The organism is Ilumatobacter fluminis (assembly GCF_004364865.1).
Classification (GTDB): domain Bacteria; phylum Actinomycetota; class Acidimicrobiia; order Acidimicrobiales; family Ilumatobacteraceae; genus Ilumatobacter; species Ilumatobacter fluminis.
Genome location: NZ_SOAU01000001.1, coordinates 1,797,494 through 1,816,021, shown reverse-complemented (window position 1 = coordinate 1,816,021; position 18,528 = coordinate 1,797,494). Strand labels below are relative to the sequence as shown.

Annotated in this window: 16 protein-coding genes; 10 read left to right on the top strand and 6 right to left on the bottom strand. The window is 68.5% G+C overall.

Features of this window, described 5'->3' with window-relative positions; translation table 11 throughout:
* Positions 1-112 precede the first annotated feature (112 nt).
* A complete protein-coding gene (locus BDK89_RS08170) occupies positions 113-2,359 on the top strand; it encodes a putative bifunctional diguanylate cyclase/phosphodiesterase (RefSeq protein ID WP_133868476.1) in 2,247 nt (748 codons plus the stop codon).
* Here BDK89_RS08170 and BDK89_RS08165 read toward each other — a convergent pair.
* Positions 2,356-3,285, bottom strand: coding sequence for a PaaX family transcriptional regulator (locus BDK89_RS08165; protein ID WP_133868475.1), 930 nt, complete (start codon positions 3,283-3,285; stop codon positions 2,356-2,358). The two genes, BDK89_RS08170 and BDK89_RS08165, sit on opposite strands and share 4 nt — an antisense overlap.
* 51 nt (positions 3,286-3,336) lie before the next feature.
* On the opposite strand from BDK89_RS08165, the gene paaA reads away from it, so the two are divergent.
* The 6 genes from paaA (at position 3,337) to BDK89_RS08135 (ending at position 7,605) form a co-directional block, all read left to right on the top strand.
* Positions 3,337-4,293 (top strand): 1,2-phenylacetyl-CoA epoxidase subunit PaaA, encoded by a 957-nt coding sequence (gene paaA / locus BDK89_RS08160; RefSeq protein ID WP_133868474.1) that lies wholly within the window; start codon positions 3,337-3,339, stop codon positions 4,291-4,293.
* Positions 4,290-4,583, top strand: coding sequence for a 1,2-phenylacetyl-CoA epoxidase subunit PaaB (paaB, locus tag BDK89_RS08155; protein ID WP_133868473.1), 294 nt, complete (start codon positions 4,290-4,292; stop codon positions 4,581-4,583). The genes paaA and paaB overlap by 4 nt, the downstream gene beginning before the upstream one ends.
* Positions 4,583-5,347, top strand: a complete 765-nt coding sequence (gene paaC, locus BDK89_RS08150) for a 1,2-phenylacetyl-CoA epoxidase subunit PaaC (RefSeq protein ID WP_133868472.1) — start codon at positions 4,583-4,585, stop codon at positions 5,345-5,347. Before paaB ends, paaC begins: the two co-directional genes overlap by 1 nt.
* Positions 5,341-5,829, top strand: a complete 489-nt coding sequence (paaD, locus tag BDK89_RS08145) for a 1,2-phenylacetyl-CoA epoxidase subunit PaaD (RefSeq protein ID WP_133868471.1) — start codon at positions 5,341-5,343, stop codon at positions 5,827-5,829. The genes paaC and paaD overlap by 7 nt, the downstream gene beginning before the upstream one ends.
* Before the next feature lie 2 nt (positions 5,830-5,831).
* Positions 5,832-6,923, top strand: a complete 1,092-nt coding sequence (locus BDK89_RS08140; protein ID WP_133868470.1) for a 2Fe-2S iron-sulfur cluster-binding protein — start codon at positions 5,832-5,834, stop codon at positions 6,921-6,923.
* A 97-nt stretch (positions 6,924-7,020) separates the two neighbouring features.
* Positions 7,021-7,605 carry a fasciclin domain-containing protein gene (locus BDK89_RS08135; RefSeq protein WP_133868469.1) on the top strand — a complete coding sequence of 195 codons (585 nt, stop codon included), beginning with the start codon at positions 7,021-7,023 and terminating at the stop codon, positions 7,603-7,605.
* Between the two features lie 51 nt (positions 7,606-7,656).
* Here BDK89_RS08135 and BDK89_RS08130 read toward each other — a convergent pair whose 3' ends face one another.
* The 3 genes from BDK89_RS08130 to BDK89_RS08120 all read right to left on the bottom strand — a co-directional run bounded on the left by BDK89_RS08130 (position 7,657) and on the right by BDK89_RS08120 (position 12,136).
* The gene (locus BDK89_RS08130) at positions 7,657-8,961 is read right to left on the bottom strand and encodes a cryptochrome/photolyase family protein (protein ID WP_133868468.1); all 1,305 of its coding nucleotides are present in this window, start codon (positions 8,959-8,961) and stop codon (positions 7,657-7,659) included.
* 121 nt (positions 8,962-9,082) lie between these two features.
* On the bottom strand, positions 9,083-10,363 hold the full coding sequence (locus tag BDK89_RS08125; protein WP_133868467.1) for an MFS transporter: 1,281 nt from the start codon (positions 10,361-10,363) through the stop codon (positions 9,083-9,085).
* Positions 10,364-10,429: 66 nt separating this feature from the next.
* On the bottom strand, positions 10,430-12,136 hold the full coding sequence (locus tag BDK89_RS08120) for an N-acyl-D-amino-acid deacylase family protein (RefSeq protein ID WP_133868466.1): 1,707 nt from the start codon (positions 12,134-12,136) through the stop codon (positions 10,430-10,432).
* Between the two features lie 78 nt (positions 12,137-12,214).
* Here BDK89_RS08120 and BDK89_RS08115 point away from each other — a divergent pair, with 78 nt between their 5' ends.
* The gene (locus tag BDK89_RS08115) at positions 12,215-12,676 is read left to right on the top strand and encodes a PPOX class F420-dependent oxidoreductase (RefSeq protein ID WP_133868465.1); all 462 of its coding nucleotides are present in this window, start codon (positions 12,215-12,217) and stop codon (positions 12,674-12,676) included.
* Between the two features lie 25 nt (positions 12,677-12,701).
* Here BDK89_RS08115 and BDK89_RS08110 read toward each other — a convergent pair whose 3' ends face one another.
* Positions 12,702-14,366 carry a SpoIIE family protein phosphatase gene (locus BDK89_RS08110; RefSeq protein ID WP_133868464.1) on the bottom strand — a complete coding sequence of 555 codons (1,665 nt, stop codon included), beginning with the start codon at positions 14,364-14,366 and terminating at the stop codon, positions 12,702-12,704.
* Positions 14,367-14,540: 174 nt separating this feature from the next.
* On the opposite strand from BDK89_RS08110, the gene BDK89_RS08105 reads away from it, so the two are divergent.
* The gene (locus BDK89_RS08105; protein ID WP_133868463.1) at positions 14,541-15,266 is read left to right on the top strand and encodes an ABC transporter ATP-binding protein; all 726 of its coding nucleotides are present in this window, start codon (positions 14,541-14,543) and stop codon (positions 15,264-15,266) included.
* Positions 15,263-16,588: an ABC transporter permease gene (locus BDK89_RS08100; protein ID WP_133868462.1), complete on the top strand. Its 1,326-nt coding sequence runs from the start codon at positions 15,263-15,265 to the stop codon at positions 16,586-16,588. Before BDK89_RS08105 ends, BDK89_RS08100 begins: the two co-directional genes overlap by 4 nt.
* Positions 16,589-16,648: 60 nt before the next feature.
* Here the strand turns inward: BDK89_RS08100 and lepA are convergent, their stop codons facing one another.
* On the bottom strand, positions 16,649-18,433 hold the full coding sequence (gene lepA, locus BDK89_RS08095) for a translation elongation factor 4 (RefSeq protein WP_133868461.1): 1,785 nt from the start codon (positions 18,431-18,433) through the stop codon (positions 16,649-16,651).
* Positions 18,434-18,528: the final 95 nt, after the last annotated feature.

The following is an 18,528-nucleotide window of genomic DNA, read 5'->3' as shown; positions in this document are numbered from 1 at the left end:
GTCCGGATAACAGCTGCGTTTCGTCAAGACGCCCGGATTCGCTGCCGATGAAGTCAGGAGACGCCGCTCGGCGTGCGGACGCCCGCCCCCGCCGCACCGAGCCACGACGACGATGACGACACACCGACTCGACCACCGACACGCCATCTGGGCCATTGCCATCGCGTTCGTCGTCGGGATCGGCGCCTACGTCGTGCCGAACTCGGTGGCCGAGGATGCGATCGAGAACACGGCGATTGCTGCCATGTTGCTGTTCGGGGCAATGGCCACGACCGACCTGACGCAACACCGCCGTGCCTGGCGCTGGATCCTCGCCGGCAACGCCATGTTCCTGCTGGGTGACACGATCTACTCGCTGCTCGAGCGGGTGCTCGGGTCCGACCCGTATCCGAGCATCGCCGATGTGGCGTACATCGCCGGCTACCCCATGATCGGACTCGGCCTGATCATGATGGGACGAACCGGGAGTCCCGAGCGCAATCGCGGCGCCTGGGTCGACGCCGCGATCGTGGCCCTCGGCGCCACCGCGCTCATGTGGGCGCTGGTGATCGCTCCGACGGTCGGCGACACCGATGCCGCCCCGATGGAGCGGTGGGTCGCACTCTTCTACGCATCGGGCGACCTCGTGTTGATCGCAGCGCTGGCCGTGCTCTTCGGACGGGAGATCTCACCGACCCGGTCGTCAGGAGCGCTCATGCTGTCGCTGCTGTCGTTGGTGGCGGCCGACGTGCTCTACGCCGTCTCGGAGCTGAGGGACTCGTTCACCGTCGGCAACTACGTCGACTCGCTCTGGCTCATCTCGTACGCGGCCGTCGCCGTGGCAGTCGTCGACCACGAGGCGGCCGATCGGCCGACGCCGATCGAACGGCGCGGCCCCCGACTCACCGCGGCCCGTTCGGTGACGTTGATGTTGTGTGCCGTCGTCGCACCGGTCGTGCTCCTGTTCGAGATGCAGTCGGGCAACACCGAGCACGCCGTCGCGTTGATCGTCGCCACGATCGCGATCTTCATCCTGGTCGTGATCCGCCTGCAGCTGGTCGCCGACGAGCTCGAAGTCAGCCGCCTCGAGCTCGCCCACGAGGCCGCACACGACGGTCTGACCGGCCTCGCCAACCGCAAGCGCTTCCTCGCCGAGGTGGCCGCAGCGATCGACGACGATCGCCACGAGGCGGTCGTGCTGTACCTCGATCTCGACGACTTCAAGACGGTCAACGACGTCCATGGTCATCCGGTCGGCGACGCGCTCCTGATCGAGATCGCCGATCGGCTGCGCACCATCACCGACGAGGAAGACCACGTGGCGCGACTCGGCGGCGACGAGTTCGCCGTGCTGCTCGTCGACGGTCGGGCCACTCGCGCTTCGCTGCTCGCCGAGGAGCTGCTGGCACTCCTTCGACGGCCGGTCGAGCTGCCGCAGACGGTCGTGCACCCGGCAGCGTCGCTCGGCATCGTGCAGATCGACGGCGAACGAGACGTCGACGAACTCATGCGTCGCGCCGACGTCGCAATGTACAGCGCGAAGCGAGCCGGGAAGGACCGCTGGCGGCCGTTCGCCGCCGACGCGAGCGAAGGGGCGCGGACCTCGCTCGAGCTGCGGACCGATCTGCCGTACGTGGTCGAGCGCGACCAGCTGACCGTCGAGTACCAGCCGGTCGTCCTGCTCGACGACGACAGCATCGTGGCGTTCGAGGCGCTGGTTCGCTGGGATCACCCGGTCCACGGCCGCATCATGCCCGACCGCTTCATCCCGATCGCCGAGGAGTCGCGCCTGATCGACGAGATCGGCCGATGGGTCCTCACCTCGGCTGCCTGCACCGTTGCCGACTCCGTGGGCCGGTCGGTCGACGTGTCGGTCAACATCAGTCCCCGCCAGCTCGAACGATGGGGCTTCATCGACGACGTGCGCAAGGCGCTCGCGACGAGCGGTCTCGATCCTCGCCGACTGGTGATCGAGGTCACCGAGAGCGCCAGCATCGATCAGGTCGACCAAGTCGTCGCCGTACTCACGGCGGTCCGGTCACTCGGCGTTCGTGTCGCCCTCGACGACCTGGGCGCCGGATTCGCATCGCTGCGCCACCTCGGCACCCTGCCGATCGACATCGTCAAGCTCGACCGCTCGTTCATGCGACGCCCGATGCAAGAGCGCGATCTACTCCCCGGCCTGATCGAGCTGATCCGAGCGCTCGAGCTGATCCCGGTCGTCGAAGGCGTCGAGACGCGCGCCCAGCACGATCTGGCGATGCGCCTCGGTGTTCGACTGGCGCAAGGCTTCCGTTATGGCGCTCCGGCCCCGTTCGCAGAAGCGTGGTCGATGGTCGATACCCCGCGACGACCACTCGACGAAGTGGTCTCGCGCTAGTCGGACGAGCGGCTGAAGCGCTGCGCCGGCGTGGAGCAATCGGCTCCGACGATCCGACCGGCAGCACGATCGGAGCGTTCGACGAGGGCCTCGTAGACGCGGGCGGCCAGTTGCCTCGAGCGGTGACCGACCCAGTCGTTCGGGAGCAGACTCGGCGGGACGCTCGGCTCGGCCAGTGCGACGCGCCGGAACCGGGCGACGAGCAGGAGGCGCAGCTTGAGGCATCGCTCGTCGTCGAGGGCCGAGAGCACACCCTCGTCGAACGCTCCGAACGAGTCGAGCAGGTTGCCGTGCGCCAGTTCGGCGGCCTCGAGGTCGACCGATCGGCGCACGAGCTGCTCGGTGCCGATCAGGCCGTCGCCGTCGAGAATCCGAGACCGTGCGATCAGGACGCTGCCCGGCTCTGCGTCGCCCACGACATCGGCGGCTGCAGCAGCATCGACGAACGGCGATGCCATCAGGTTGGGCCCGATCGACCCGAACCCCGCCCACCCCAACCGGCGACGGATCTCGGCCCGGTCGGCCGTCGTCGACGAGGTGCCGTCGATGACGACGACGGTCCACTCACCGTCCCACTCCCCCGCCGGGCCGCCGTAGATGCGGCGATCGGCTCGATCGAACGTCGCCCGCGCCGGGCCGGCGACCGAGTAGCGACTACGCCGCCCCTCGGTCCGCGACGTCAACAGGCCCTCGGCGACGATGCGGGACAGCGAGGTGCGCACGAGTCGCTCGTTCACCCCGAACGGAGCGAGCAGCGCGGCGAGATCTTGCACCGACACCTCGCCGATCGACGCCTCGTTCGGGAGGACGAGGTCGCCGAAGACGGTGACGATCAGGTTGCGAGCGCTCGGTGCACCGTCGGAACACACCGCAGCGTCGAGCGCGGCGACGGCGTCGGTCGCACCACTGCGCAGGTCGGACGTCATGACACAACACTAGCTCTGGACAACGGGGTTGGTGTGTCATATCATCGGGCCATGGGGACCGACACCACCGCGCTCGAACACTTCGATGCGCTGATCGACGCCGACGAGCGGATCGAACCGTCCGACTGGATGCCCGACCGGTACCGGGAGACGCTGGTCCGCCAAATCGCCCAGCACGCGCACTCCGAGATCATCGGGATGCAACCGGAGGGCAACTGGTTGACCCGTGCGCCGTCGCTGCGCCGCAAGGCGATCCTGACCGCGAAGGTGCAGGACGAGGCCGGTCACGGGCTCTACCTCTACGGCGCCGCCGAGACGCTGGGAACGCCGCGCGAAGAACTCCTCGACCGGCTCCACACCGGCCGCCAGAAGTACTCGTCGATCTTCAACTACGCAACCCTCACGTGGGCCGACGTCGGGGCGATCGGTTGGCTGGTCGACGGCGCCGCGATCATGAACCAGGTGCCGCTGTGCCGGTGCTCCTACGGCCCCTACGCCCGGGCCATGGTGCGAATCTGCAAGGAGGAGAGCTTCCACCAACGGCAGGGGTTCCAGATCATGCTCGAGTTGTCGAAGGGCACCGACGCACAGCGGGCCATGGCCCAGGACGCGCTCGACCGATGGTGGTGGCCCTCGATCATGATGTTCGGTCCGCCCGATGCCGAGTCGGTCCACGGCGACCAGAACATGCGGTGGGGCATCAAGCGCTTCGGCAACGACGAGCTCCGACAGAAGTTCATCGACGCGACCGTACCCCAGGCCGACCTGCTCGGACTGACGATCCCCGACCCCGACCTACACCTCGACGAGAAGACGGGCCACTACGTGCACGGACCGATCGACTGGGACCACTTCTGGGACGTGATCAAGGGCAACGGCCCGGCGAGCCGAGAGCGGATGGCGACCCGTGTCGGCGCCCACGAGGGCGGCGCCTGGGTCCGCGAGGCCGCCACGGCCTACGCCGCAAAGCGAGCTGCGGCCGCCGGCCAGGACGGAGCCGCAGCATGACCGGGAGCACCTCGAACTGGCCACTCTGGGAGGTGTTCGTCCGCTCCCGGCGGGGCGTCAGCCATGTGCACGCCGGCACCGTGCACGCTCCCGACGCCGAGCTCGCCATGCAGAACGCTCGCGATCTGTTCACCCGTCGGTCGGAAGGCGTCAGCATCTGGGTCGTCAAGTCGTCCGACGTGACGGCCTCCGACCCCGACGATCGCGAGTCGCTGTTCGACCCCGCTGCCGACAAGACGTTCCGCCACCCGACCGACTTCGAGTTGCCCGACGAAGTCGCGAACATGTGATGGCGCCGCTCGTCACCTACACGCTGCGGCAGGGCGACCGTGCACTGGTACTCGCCCAGCGGCTCCTCGAGGTCGTGACCCACGCACCCGAGATCGAGGAAGACATGGCGCTGTCCAACCTGGCACTCGACCTGATCGGCCAGGCCCGCGCGCTGTACACGTACGCCGGCGAGGTCGAGGGCCCGACCGCCGACGGCTCGGTTCGCGACGAGGACCACTACGCGTACTGGCGCGACCAGCACGAGTTCGTCAATCCGCTGCTGGTCGAACTCCCGAACGGCGACTTCGCCCAGGTGATCGGCCGCCAGTTCCTGCACGACGCGTACGCGTTGCCGTACTGGCAGGCGATGACGTCGTCGACCGACGCCACGCTCTCGGCGGTCGCCGGCAAGGCGGTCAAGGAGACGGCCTATCACCTCCGCCACAGTCACAGTTGGGTGGTGCGCCTCGGTGACGGCACCGAGGAGAGCCACACCCGGATGCAGGATGCGATCGACGAACTGTGGCGCTACACCGGCGAACTGTTCGAGTCCGACGAGATCGAGCACGAACTCATTGCGGCCGGCGTGGCAGCCGACCCCGCCGGGGTTCGCGAGCAGTGGCACTCGACCGTCGAAGCCACCCTCGCCGAGGCAACGCTCGATCTGCCGGACGACGGGCCGATGCAGAGCGGCGGACGAGCCGGCCGCCACGGCGAATCGTTCTCCTATCTGCTCGGCGAGATGCAGGTGGTCGCCCGCGCACACCCGGGGGCGACATGGTGACCGACACGGTCGACCTCGACACGCTCGACCGGCTGGTCCGCGATGTCGACGACCCCGAACTCCCCCACGTCACGATCGGCGACCTCGGCATCGTGCGTTCGGTCGACGTCGACGGCGATCGAGCCGTGGTCGTCCTCACCCCCACCTATTCCGGTTGCCCCGCGACCGAGCAGATCCGAGACGACGTCGCCGACGCCGTCACCGACGCCGGATTCGTCGCCGACATCCGGGTCACGCTCAGCCCCGCCTGGTCGACCGACTGGATCACCGAACGTGGACGGACGCGGCTCCGGCAGGCCGGCATCACTCCCCCGCCCCCGGCACCCGAACCGGGCGTCGTCCCCGTCGAGTTCCCGGTCGCCTGCCCGCGCTGCGGTTCCCGCCGGACCCGGCTCGTGTCGCAGTTCGGTGCCACGGCGTGCAAAGCCAGCCACGTGTGCACCTCGTGCACCGAACCGTTCGAAGCGTTCAAGGCGCTGTGACGATGACGACCTCGACCAAGGGCACCCGCACCACGTTCACCCCGCTGACCGTCACCTCGGCGATCAACGATCCGCACGACTGCCTGATCATCACCTTCGACACCTCCGAGCACGGCGATCGGTTCCGCTTCGCCCACGGTCAACACGTGAACCTCCGCCACGAGTTCGACGGTGTCGACGTCCGCCGGAGCTACTCGATCTGCTCGGGCGCACCCGACGGCGAACTGCGCATCGCGATCAGGCAGGTGCCCGGCGGCGTGTTCTCGACGTGGGCCACCGACGAACTCCGGCCCGGATCGGTGGTCGAGGTGACCGAGCCGACCGGACACTTCACCCACGACCTCGACCCTGCGGTTGCGCGCCGATACACGTTCTTCGCAGCCGGGTCGGGGATCACACCGATCTACTCGATGATCGCCACGATCCTCGCCACCGAACCCGAGTCGCAGGTCGCACTCGTCTACCTGAACCGCACCTCGCTGACGTCCATGCTGATCGACGACGTCCACGACCTGCACGACCGGTACCTGGGGCGGCTGCGCGTGGCGTTCGCGTTCACCCGGGAGGCGAGCGGGAGTGAGCTGCTGTCGGGCCGACCCGACCGGGCGCGTTTCGACGCACTGGTCGACGCCGGGTTCCTGCCGGCCGATGCCGACGAGGCGTTCCTGTGCGGACCGATCGAACTCACCGACATCGCTCGCGATGCCCTGGTCGCCGCCGGCATGGAGCCGGCGTCGATCCATCGTGAGATCTTCACCACCAAGCAACAGGGCACGGTCACCCTCGCTCCGCAGGACGTGACCGAGACGTCGGTGGTCGTGGCGACCGGCACTGCGACGCTCAATGGGCGCCAGAGCGACTTCGAGGTGTACGAGGGCGACAGTGTGCTCGACGCCGTCCAGCGGGCGAGGCCCGACGCGCCGTACTCGTGCCGAAGCGGGGTCTGTTCGACGTGCCAGGCCGTCGTCCGCGACGGCCAGGTCGAGATGGCGGTCAACTACGGGCTGACCGACGACGAGGTCGCCCGCGGTTACGTCCTCACCTGCCAGTCGACGCCCCTCACCGACACGGTCGCCGTCGACTTCGACGCCTGACCGTTCGCCGTCCCGCCGGGGTGTGACGACGTCGCCCGTCGGCGTGAACTCGGGGATCTCCCGTTTACTGCCGATCGAGTCGTGGAAGCCGACCATCATGTCCCGCAACACGATCCGCCGATCCCTCACCGCGACCGGAGCCGCACTGACGCTCGCTCTCGTCGGGGCCGCCTGCGCCGGTGACGACGACACCGATGCCGACGACGTGGTCGACTCGGTCGCCGACGCCGTCGACGACGCCACGTCCGACACGATCGACACCGCCGACTCCGATGCGACGGTCGAAGCAGCGTTGACCGACCCGACCGTCGAGGAGAGCGTGACCACCTTCCTCACGCTGGCGTCGAACACCGACGAACTGCCGGGTGACGGCGAGGTCACGCTGTTCGTGCCGACCGACGCTGCGTTCGCCGCTGCAGCGATCGAGAACCTCGACGCCTTGATCGACGACCCGGCCATGATCGGCGACGTGCTCTCCGCTCATGCCGTCGAAGGCGTGGCGATGAGCGCCGACCTCAGCGACGGCGACACCCTCACGCCGGTGCTCGGCGACGACGTCACCGTGAGCGTCGGCGACGATGGATCCGTGATGATCGGCGAGGCGACCGTCGTTCAGGCCGACATCGAGTTCGACGGTGGTGTGATTCACATCATCGACGGCGTGATCATGCTGCCCGCCTGATCGATCACATCGATCGAAACGCGACGATCACTGCGACGATCACCCCGATGATCATGACGAGGAGCCCTTGACCGCTTCGTAGCGGTCGAGGGCTTCTTGGCGTTCGGCCTTGTGGTCGACCATCGGATCGGGGTAGTCGTCGGAGTCGAGCTCCGGAATCCAGCGGTGGACGTACTCACCGTCGGGGTCCCAGCGTTCCTGCTGCGAGGTGGGGTTGAACACCCGGAAGTACGGAGCGGCATCGGTGCCCGAGCCGGCCGCCCACTGCCACCCGTGGTTGTTGGAGGCGAGGTCGCCGTCGAGCAGGTGCTGGAGGAAGAAGCGGGCACCCCACGTCCACGGGAGGTGGAGGTCTTTGACCAGGAAGCTCGCGGTGATCATCCGCACGCGGTTGTGCATCCAACCCGACTCGACGAGCTGGCGCATTCCGGCGTCGACGATCGGGAAGCCGGTGCGGCCCTCACACCAGCGTTCGAACTTGTTCTTGGCGGCTTGGTTGTGGTCGTAGCGGATCGCGTCGAACTTGTCGTTCCAGTGCTCCCAGGCACTGTCGGGCGAGTGGAACAGCACATCGGCGTAGAAGTCGCGCCAGGCGAGCTCGGACTGGAACGTCGCCTGAGCCTTCGAACGAGCGTCGCTCTCGGCCAACAGCTGTCGAGGATGGACCACGCCGTACTTGAGGAACGGCGACAGCCGGCTCGTGCCGTCGACGGCCGGGAGATCGCGTCGCTCGTCGTAGTCGTCGAGACCGTCGTCGCGGAACCGGCGCCAGCGTGCGAGCACATTGTCCTCACCCGCCGAGGGGATGTCGACGTCGACGTCGGGTCGCTCGGGGAGGCCGTCGGACGGGGCCTCGATCCAGTTCGGACGACGAGGCGCGTCGATCGGGTCGCTCCAGCCGCACGCACGCCACTTCTTCGAGAACGGGGTGAACACCGAGTACGGGTCGCCGTCGTCCTTGCGGACCGTGCCGGGGTCGACCGCGTACGGCGAGCCGATGCCGCGGAGGCGGCGGTCGGCACCGCGGAGAGCGTCGGCGATCTGTTCGTCTCGCTTGCGGCCATACGGGCCGTAGTCCTTCGAAACGTAGACCGTCGACGCGTCGATCTCGTCGGCGAGCGCCGGGATCTCGTCGGCAGGGTCACCGTGGCGGACGACGAGCGCGCCACCGGTGGCGTCGTCGAGGGCGGCGAGGCAGTCGTGCAACAGGGCCCGACGCGGCGCGCCGGCGCCGTCGAAGGCGGGATCGACCACGAACACGGGCAGCACCTCCCCCTCGGAGCACGCCTCGGACAAGGCAGGGTGGTCCCGGAGCCGGAGATCGCGCCGGAACCAGACGATCGAACGTGTGGTCATACCCCAGTTGTACCCCCGTCGGATGATGTCAGACATCAACCGACACCCACGATGTCGATCGAGGCCGAGTCTGGTCGGTTGATGTCTGACATCAACCGACGTCACCAACCGACCGGTCGGGTCAGGGGCGTTCGGAGGTGCTGGGGGCGACGGCGGTGGACGAGCCGAGGAGGGTGCGCAGGACCTCGAAGCGTGAATCGTCGGGGTGACGGCCGAGTGCCCACCACACCAAACCGCCGACGGCGACGAGGCTGATCACGGCGCCGTAGGCCAACGACCACGGCAGGCCGACCGTGTCGGCCACGAGGCCGGTCAGCGGTCCGCCGATCGGGTACGACCCGAGGAACGCGACGGCGGTCAACGCCAGGATTCGACCGCGCATGTCGGGCGGGCATTCCTGCTGGGTGATCGAGTTCATCGCCGCCACGAACCCGGCGGCGCCCAGCCCCATGATCGGCCCGACGCCGATGGCGACGAACCCGCTCGGCGCCCATGCCAACCCGAGCTGTGCCACGCCGAGGATCGCTCCCATGCCGGCCATCCACCGGAGCGACACCCGATCTCGGGACGCGGTGGCGAGCGAACCGAGCAGGCTGCCGACACTGATCGCTGTCAACGTCCACCCGAACCAGGCCTCGTCGTTCCAGACCTCGTTGGCGATGCGCGGTAGCACCACGTTGTAGTCGAACCCGAACGTCGAGACGACCGTGAACACGATGAAGGTGGCCCACAGGATCGGCGTCCGACGCACGTAGCGGAGTCCGTCACGCACCGGCGTCCCGCCACGAGCGACACGGGGTGGCGGATGGAGCCGGCTCGGGTCGAGCAGGACCAGCGAACCGATGATCGCCGCGAACGACAGTGCGTTGGCCGTGAACAGCCACTGAGTGGCGAGTCCGACCTGGTCGATCAGGATCGCCGCCAACGCCGGACCGAAGATGCGAGCGCCCGTCATCACGGCGGTGTTGAGCGAGACGGCCGAGGCGATCTGATGCTCGGGGACGAGTTCGGTGACGAACCCGCGCCGGGCCGGATTGTCGAGCGCGTTGATCAGACCGAGGGCGAGCGTAAGGACGTAGATCGCGCCGACCGACAGAGCCCCGGCGAAGTCGAGGACGGCGATGGTCGCTGCCTGGACGGCGAGCATCGACTGGGTCGCGATCGCCATCTTCCGTCGGTCGAGCCGGTCGGAGACGGCACCGCCCCAGGCACCGAAGAACAGCATCGGTGCGAACTGGAGCGCCGTGAGGATGCCGATCGCGGTCGCCTTGCCGGTGAGGCGGTCGACGACGATCGCGATCGCCGTGAACTGCACCCACGTGCCGATCGTCGACAGCAGGAGGCCGGCGAAGAAGAGCTGCGAGTTCCGGTTGCCGCGCACTGCCCGGAACGTCGATGCCATCGGTTCATCCTGCCGCCGGACGCGTCACGATGCGACGTCGGACGACACACGGTGTCGATCGGCGGTTCAGCGGGCGCCGCGCACGAGACGTCCCGGGGTCGCACCGGTCGAGTGGCCCCCGGCCATGATCTCGATGCCGGCGACGAAGGTGTGGTCGTAGCCGTCCGCTCGCTGGAGGAGGCGGGCGCCGCCTGCGGGCAGGTCGTGCACGATCTCGGGTGCGTGGAGCCGGAGGCCGTCGACGTCGATCACGTTGACGTCGGCACGCTTGCCGGGCGCCAACACACCGCGATCGGTCAGGCCGACCGTTTCGGCGGTCATGCGGCACTGCTTGGCGATGAGAGTCTCGAGCGGGATACGACCGGTCGGTCGGTCACGCCCCCACCACTGGAGCAGGGTGGTCGGGAAGCTGACGTCGCAGATCGTGCCGACATGGGCGCCTCCGTCGGAGAGACCGGGGACCGAGGCCGGGTGCCGGAGCATCTCGCCCACGACGTCGAGGTTGCCGCCGGCCCAGTTGAGCGCCGGCTGGTACAGCAGGGCCGTTCCGTTCTGCTCGAGGAGCCAGTCGTACGCCACCTCGGCCGGGTCGCGACGTTCGCGTTCGGCGGTGGCGGCGATCGATGTCGACGGATCGGGTTCGTAGTCGGGCGGGTCGCCGAGCCGGAAGATGAACTTGTAACGCTGGATCGCCAGGCTGCCGAGCTTGGTGTCCTCGACGCGAGCGGTCTCGATGATGCGGCGCCGCAGGTCGGGGTCGTGCATCAGGCTCACGCGCTCGGGCAACGGCAGGCCTGCGATCTCGCCGTACACCGGGCTGTACATGAACGGGTGCAGCGTCGCCTGGAGCCCGAGCATCAAGCCGACGGCGCGGGCACCGACCTGACCGCGCATCGTGGTGCCGGCGGCCGTGGCTGCGGCGAACGCGTCGAGTTCGTCGCGCCAGTCGTCGGGACGACGGGGACCCTGTGCGACCGACACCGAGATCGGCCGACCCGATTCGGCCGCCATCCGACGGAACAGGTCGATCTCGCCCGGGAGGTCGTCGAAGTCGCTGACCGCCTGCAGCACACCGGTGCCGAGTTCGCCGATGGCCTTTGCGATCCCGATCAGCTCGTCGGCCTCGGCCTGCAGGGTCGGTGTCGGCTCGCCGAGCGACGTGCGGTGGTTGACGGTGCGGGTGGTGGTGAAGCCGAGGGCGCCCGCTCGCACGGCGTCGGCGGCGAGTCGAGCCATCTCGGCGATGTCGTCGGGCGTCGCCGGCTGTTGGGTCGCGCCGCGCTCCCCCATCACGTGCAGTCGGAGCGCGCCGTGGGGCACCTGCGCGCCGAGGTCGATGTCGCGTGGACGGCGGTCGAGTTCGTCGAGATAGTCGGGGAAGCTCTGCCAGTCCCAGCTCAGGCCTTCGTGGAGCGCGGTGCCGGGGATGTCCTCGACCCCTTCCATCAGCTGGATCAACCGCTCACGGTCGTGCTCGAACACCGGCGCGAAGCCGACACCACAGTTGCCCATCACCACGGTGGTGACCCCGTGCCACGACGACGGCGCGAGCCGACCGTCCCAGGTGGCTTGCCCGTCGTAGTGGGTGTGGATGTCGACGAAGCCGGGTGCGACCGCCCTTCCGTCGGCGTCGATCTCGCGCCGGCCCGATCCGTCGACCCGGCCGACTGCCGTGATCGTGCCGCCGTCGATGGCGACATCGCCGCCGAAGCGGTCGGCACCGCTGCCGTCGATGATCGTGCCGTTGCGGATCACGAGGTCGTGTTCGGCCATGAGTCCCCCTCCTGTGCCCGCTGCCGATCGTACGACCTCGGCGTTTGGCGGCTCGGGTCGGGGACGCGAGCATGGGGTATGGCGTACAACGACGCACCCGACGGTTGGTGGCAGGAGTTCGTGGGCGGCGACGTCGCCCGCACCGCGAAGCTGGCCCTCGTCCGCAAGGACGGCAGTCCGCACGTCGCCCCGGTCTGGGTCGATCTCGAACGTGGCTCGGGCCCCGACGGCGAGGACGTCGTCGTCTTCATGACGAGCGCCGACACGATCAAGGGCAAGTCGATCCTGCGCGACGGGCGTGTGGCGCTCTGCTGGGACGACGAGCGTCCGCCGTTCGCCTTCGTCACCATCACCGGTCGGGCGACCACGTCGACCGACCCCGACGACCTGTTGGCCGTCGGAACCCGGATCGGAGGACGGTACATGGGCGCCGATCAGGCCGAAGCCTTCGGCAAGCGCAACGCGGTGCCGCCCGAGATGGTGGTCCGTGTCGTACCCGACACGGTGGTCGCCAAGGTCGACGTCGCCGGCTGGGGCTGACCCGGTCTGACCGACCGGACGCCGATCAGTCGACGTCTTCGAGGCGCTTGACGAGCAACACGACGTCGTCGTCGACCGAGTCGGTGTCCATCATCAGCAGGATCGAGTTGGCGACCTGGGTCACGTTGCGGTCGGCGACGAGCAGCGCATGCTTCGCGAGCTCGTCGAACTGGTCGTTGATCGATCGGCCGCGCCGCTCGACGAGACCGTCGGTGTACATGAGCAGGACGTCGTCGACATCGAAGTCGATCGTCGTGTTCGCGCGGGGCGCATCGGGGTCGAGCCCGAGCACCGGACCGCCCGACGCATCGAGCCACCGTGCACCGTTCGGGTTGACGACGAGCGGCGGTGGGTGGCCGGCGCGGCAGTAGTCGAGCGTGCCGGCGGCACGGTCGACCACGACGCAGACGACCGAGGCACACGCGCCGCCCTCGATGGATGCCGCGAACGTGTCGAGCGAGGCGATCATGCGGCCCGGGTCGGACCCTTCGAGAAGGAGTGCTCGGGCAGCGCTGCGGAGCTGGCCCATCGCCGTGGCCGCATGGAGGCCGTGGCCGACACAGTCGCCGACCACCAGCGCCCGGCGTTGGTCGGACAGGTCGATGATGTCGTACCAGTCGCCGCCGACCGACAAGTTGTTGGCCGCCGGGAGATAGCGAGCGGCGATCGTCGGGGTGTCGCGGACGGCCGGGAGCATCGCTCGCTGCAGCGTCTCGTTGACGAACTGGAGCTCGCCGACGATCTCGGACCGGCGTTGGGCGCGCTCGATGACGCTGCCGATGTTCTGGGCGAGCACGTCGACGAACTGGCTGTAGCCGGCATCGAACGGCCGGAGCTTGTTCAGGGTCGCGATGAAGACGCCGATCACGTCGCCGCGCCCGTTGGTGAGCGGGGTGAGTCGGTGCTCGGCGGGAAAACCCGGGTGGGGTTGGCCGACGGTTCGCGGCGTGCCGTCGAGCACCTCGGCGGCAGCGGACGCAAGGCGGCCGGCCGCCTGGAGCGAACGCCGGTTGGACGCGACCGGCACGAGTGATCCGTCGACGTTGAGCATGATGTCGGCGGCGACGATGTCGCTCGAGTGGCGGGTGAGCGCACCCATCGCAGCCACGCAGGCGTCGGTGGCGTGCTCCTGCATCGACAGCGACGCGCTGAGATCGGCGATGCATTCGAGGCGACGTGCCTGCACGACCTCCTTGGTCGTCTCGACCGAGATGTCGAGGACACCGCTGATCGTGCCGTCGTCGCCGTAGAGCGGGCTGTACGAGAAGGTGAACGTGCACTCCTCGGTGAAACCGTTGCGGTCGATCAGGAGCGGCTGATGCTCGCTCCAGGTGGCGACCCCGGTCGTGACGACGGCGTCGAACATCGGGCCGATCGTGTCCCAGATCTCGGGCCAGATGTCGGCGACCGGCGAACCGAGTGCACGCGGGTGCTTCTCGGTGCCGATCATCTCCCGGTACCCGTCGTTGTAGATCTTGACGAGATCGGGGCCCCACAGCACGAGGAGCGGGAAGTTCGAGGACAGACAGGTACTCACCGCGGTGCGGAGCGCATTCGACCACGTGGACGGATGGCCGATCGGTGTCGACGACCAGTCGTGCCGGACGATGAGGTCGGCCATCTGCTGACCGCGTGGGAGCCAGTCGAGCCCGGTGGCGGGTGGTGCGGCGAGGCCGCTCGGGTCGCCCATCAGGCTGACGCTTTCATTCCTCCGGACTGTATCCCCGCCCAGGTCGAGGTGCGAGCAGTTCACCCGAACGGGTGAGAAACCTTGCAGAGCGCCGGGAGGTGGGGACTACCCCACCCCGAAGACACCGGTCCGCCCGGTCGGCGATCGGTCTGCCGGTTCGTACCGTCGAACGTGATGACGAATGTGCTCACCGCTCGAGATCTCAGGAAGTCCTACGGACGTCGCGACGAAGTCGTCCCCGTCCTCCGCGGCGCCTCGGCCAACTTCAGGCCAGGCGAGTTCACCGCGCTCATGGGGCCATCCGGCTCGGGTAAGTCGACGTTCATGCGCTGCGCGTCCGGCCTCGAACGGCCCGACTCGGGCTCGGTCGTCGTCGGCGGCGACGAGATCGCCGACCTCAACGAACCGGCGCTGACCAAGCTCCGGCGCCAGAAGATCGGCTTCGTGTTCCAGTCGTACAACTTGATGCCGACGCTCACGGTCCGCCAGAACCTCGAGCTGCCGGCACGCCTCGCCGATCACAAGGTCGACAAGCGGGCGATGCGCGACCTCGCCGACCGATTCGGGATCGGTGAGACGCTGCGTCGCCGACCGGCGCAGCTGTCCGGCGGGCAACGGCAGCGGGTCGCGATCGCCCGGGCGATCCTCGCCGGGTCGCAGGTGCTGTTCGCCGACGAGCCGACCGGTGCGCTCGACCGGGCGTCGGGACGGGTCGTCCTCGATGTCTTGCGCGAGTCGGTGTCCGCCGGCCAGTCGATCATCATGGCGACCCACGATCCCGCGGCCGCCGCCCTCGCCGACCGAGTGCTCTTCGTCTCCGACGGCACGATCGGCGGCGAGCTCGTCGGGGCCGACGCCGAGACGATCGCCGCTCGCAGCGCCGACATGGAGCTGGCGTGAACGGTCTGGTCGGCGCCGACCTCCGTCACCGCACCGGCGTCTTCGTCGGCACGTTCGTCGCAGTCGGATTCGGCGCAGCACTGTTCAGCCTCTGCGCAGCACTCTTCACGTCGGCGATCATCCTGAACGGCGAGTCGAGCGAGGACTACGTCGGGCCGATCGCCGTCTTCGCGACGATGGGCGCCATCTCGGTGTTCGCCTCGCTGTTCGTGGTCGCATCCACGGTGGCGCTCTCCGTCGAGCAGCGGCGCGCAGACATGGCGTTGCTCCGCAGCGTCGGTGCCACGCCGAGGCAGGTCCGGCGGCTCGTCATCAGGGAGATGGGCGTGGTGTCGCTCGTCGCCACGGTGATCGGCACACTCGCCGCGCTCCCCGTGGCGGATGCGATGGCCGGTGTCTTCGCCGGCATCGACGACATGCCGTCCGAGTTCGAGTATCGCCGGCACATCCTGCCGGTCGGTGTGTCGTTGGCTGCGACCTGGCTGGTCGCCGTGCTGGCGGCCATGACGTCCGCACGAGCGGCCGGAGCCGCCTCGCCTGCCGAGGCCATGACCGGATCCGACGGTGCACCGCGCCGACTCGGCATCACCCGCTGGGTCATCGGGTCGATCTTCACCGCCGGCGGAGTCGCGTTGATCATCGTGTCGGCGACGACGAACGACGATCCCGGCCTGGCGATCGGCTACGTGTTCATGGCCAGCGCCACGGCGCTGATCGGCGTGTCGATGCTCGGGCCGGTCGTGGTGCGACCGATGGCTCGATTGGTCTCGCTCCCCTTTCGGGCGACGACGACCGGCTCGATCGCCGCGATGAACGTGGTGGCCGACGCACGCCGAACGGCCGCAACGGCCGGACCGGTTGCGCTCATGACGGCGATCAACGTCGGCATGGTGCAGGCGACGGTCGCGGCGAACGACATGGGTACCGAGGGCAGCCAGATGTGGTCGCTGTGGATCATGATCGCGATCTCGGTCGGGTTCGCCGCCATCGCCGTGGTCAACACGACAGCGATGACGATCGTCCGCCGTCGCACGGAGCTGGCGTCGCTGCGCCTGGCCGGCGCGACGCCTGCACAGACGCGCCGGTCGAGCCAGACGGAGGCGGTCATCGCCGCACTGACCGGTTCGGCGATCGGAGTGGTGATCGCGACCGCTGCGTGCTGGGCGTTCGCCGTCGCCACCGGCGTGTCGTTGATCGGCATGTTCGAACCGGCGCTGATCGGCGGTCTCGCCGGATTCGCCATGGTGCTCGCCGCCGGGTCGGCTCACGTGGCCGCCCGCCGAGCAATCGGCGACCCGACCCTGCTGGTCGAGGTCGAGTGACCCGCTACCGAGCCGGGTGCCCGAGCGGCGACCGTCGGGTTCGGTGGACCGTCGAGCGGGTCAGTCGTCGAGCTTGAGGGCGGAGATGAAGACGTCGCCGGGCACCTCGACGCGCCCGATCGCCTTCATCTTCTTCTTGCCCTCTTTCTGCTTCTCGAGCAGCTTGCGCTTGCGGGAGATATCGCCGCCGTAGCACTTGGCAGTGACGTCCTTGCGCTTCGCCTTGACCGTCTCGCGTGAGATCACCTTGCCGCCGATGGCGGCCTGGATCGGCACGTCGAACATCTGGCGAGGGATGAGCTCCTTGAGCTTCTCGCACATGCGGCGACCGTACGTCTCGGCCTTCTCACGGTGGACGATGGTGGAGAAGGCGTCGGCCGGTTCGCCGTTGAGGAGGATGTCGACCTTGACGAGGTGGGCGGCCTGGTAGCCGGTGAGTTCGTAGTCGAGCGAGGCGTAGCCCTGGGTGCGCGACTTGAGCTGGTCGAAGAAGTCGACGACGACCTCGGCGAGCGGGATCTCGTAGTCGAGCTCCACCCGCTCGGGCGACAGGTACTCCATCCGCTTCATCTCGCCGCGCCGGGTCTGGCACAGGTCCATCAGGGCGCCCGTGTACTCCTTGGGCGTGATGATGGAGACCTTGAAGACCGGCTCTTCGATCGTGTCGATCTTCTGGACGACGGGGAGCTCGGCCGGATTGCTGACGACCGTCGTCTCACCGTCGGTCGACGTGACGCGGTACTCGACCGAGGGGGCGGTGGCGATGAGGGCGAGGCCGAACTCGCGCTCGAGGCGTTCCTTGACGATCTCCATGTGGAGCAGACCAAGGAAGCCACAGCGGAAGCCGAAGCCGAGCGCACCGGACGACTCGGGGGTGTAGCTGATCGAGGCGTCGTTGAGCTTGAGCTTGGCGAGGGCGTCGCGCAGGTCTTCGAAGTCGTCGCCGTCGATCGGGAACAGGCCGGAGAACACCATCGGCTTGGGGTCCTGGTAGCCGGGCAGCGGCGTGTCGGCGCCCTTGGACATGGTGGTGACGGTCTCACCGGAGCGGGCGTCGCCGACGTCCTTGATGCCCGCGATCAGGTAGCCGACCTCGCCGGGGCCGAGCTGCTTCATCGGGGTGGTCGCCGGGCGACGGGCGCCGATCTCGAGCGCCTCGTGATCGGCGCCGGCCTGCATGAAGTGCAGCTTGTCGTTGGCGTTCATGACGCCGTTCATGACGCGGATCGACGAGACGACACCGCGGTACTGGTCGAACTGCGAGTCGAAGATGAGGGCCTGGAGCGGGGCGTCGGCGTCACCGGTGGGTGCCGGGATGCGGTCGATGACGGCGTCGAGCAGCTCGGGGACACCGGCGCCGGTCTTGGCCGAGATGCGCAGGATGTCTTCGGCGGCGATGCCGAGCACGTTCTCGAGCTCCATCGCGTAGCGATCGGGGTCGGCGGCCGGCAGGTCGATCTTGTTGAGGCAGGCGACGATCTCGAGGTCGTGTTCGAGGGCGAGGTAGCAGTTGGCCAGGGTCTGGGCCTCGATGCCCTGGGCGGCGTCGACGACGAGGAGCACGCCTTCGCAGGCGGCCAGCGAGCGACTGACCTCGTAGCCGAAGTCGACGTGGCCGGGGGTGTCGATGAGGTGGAAGGTGTGGTCGTTCCACTCGACCCGGACGTTCTGCGCCTTGATGGTGATGCCGCGCTCGCGTTCGAGATCCATCGAGTCGAGGTACTGCTGCTTCATGTCGCGCGCCTGGACCGCGCCGGTCACCTCGAGGATGCGATCGGACAGCGTCGACTTGCCGTGGTCGATGTGAGCGATGATCGAGAAGTTGCGGATGCGGGCCAGATCCATGGAACCTCCCACGCTATCGCCGCCGTCGGGCGGCCTGTCGGGCCTCGACGGTCCAGGAAGGGTCGGGTTGCGCGTCGCAGCGCACCGCTGCGGTC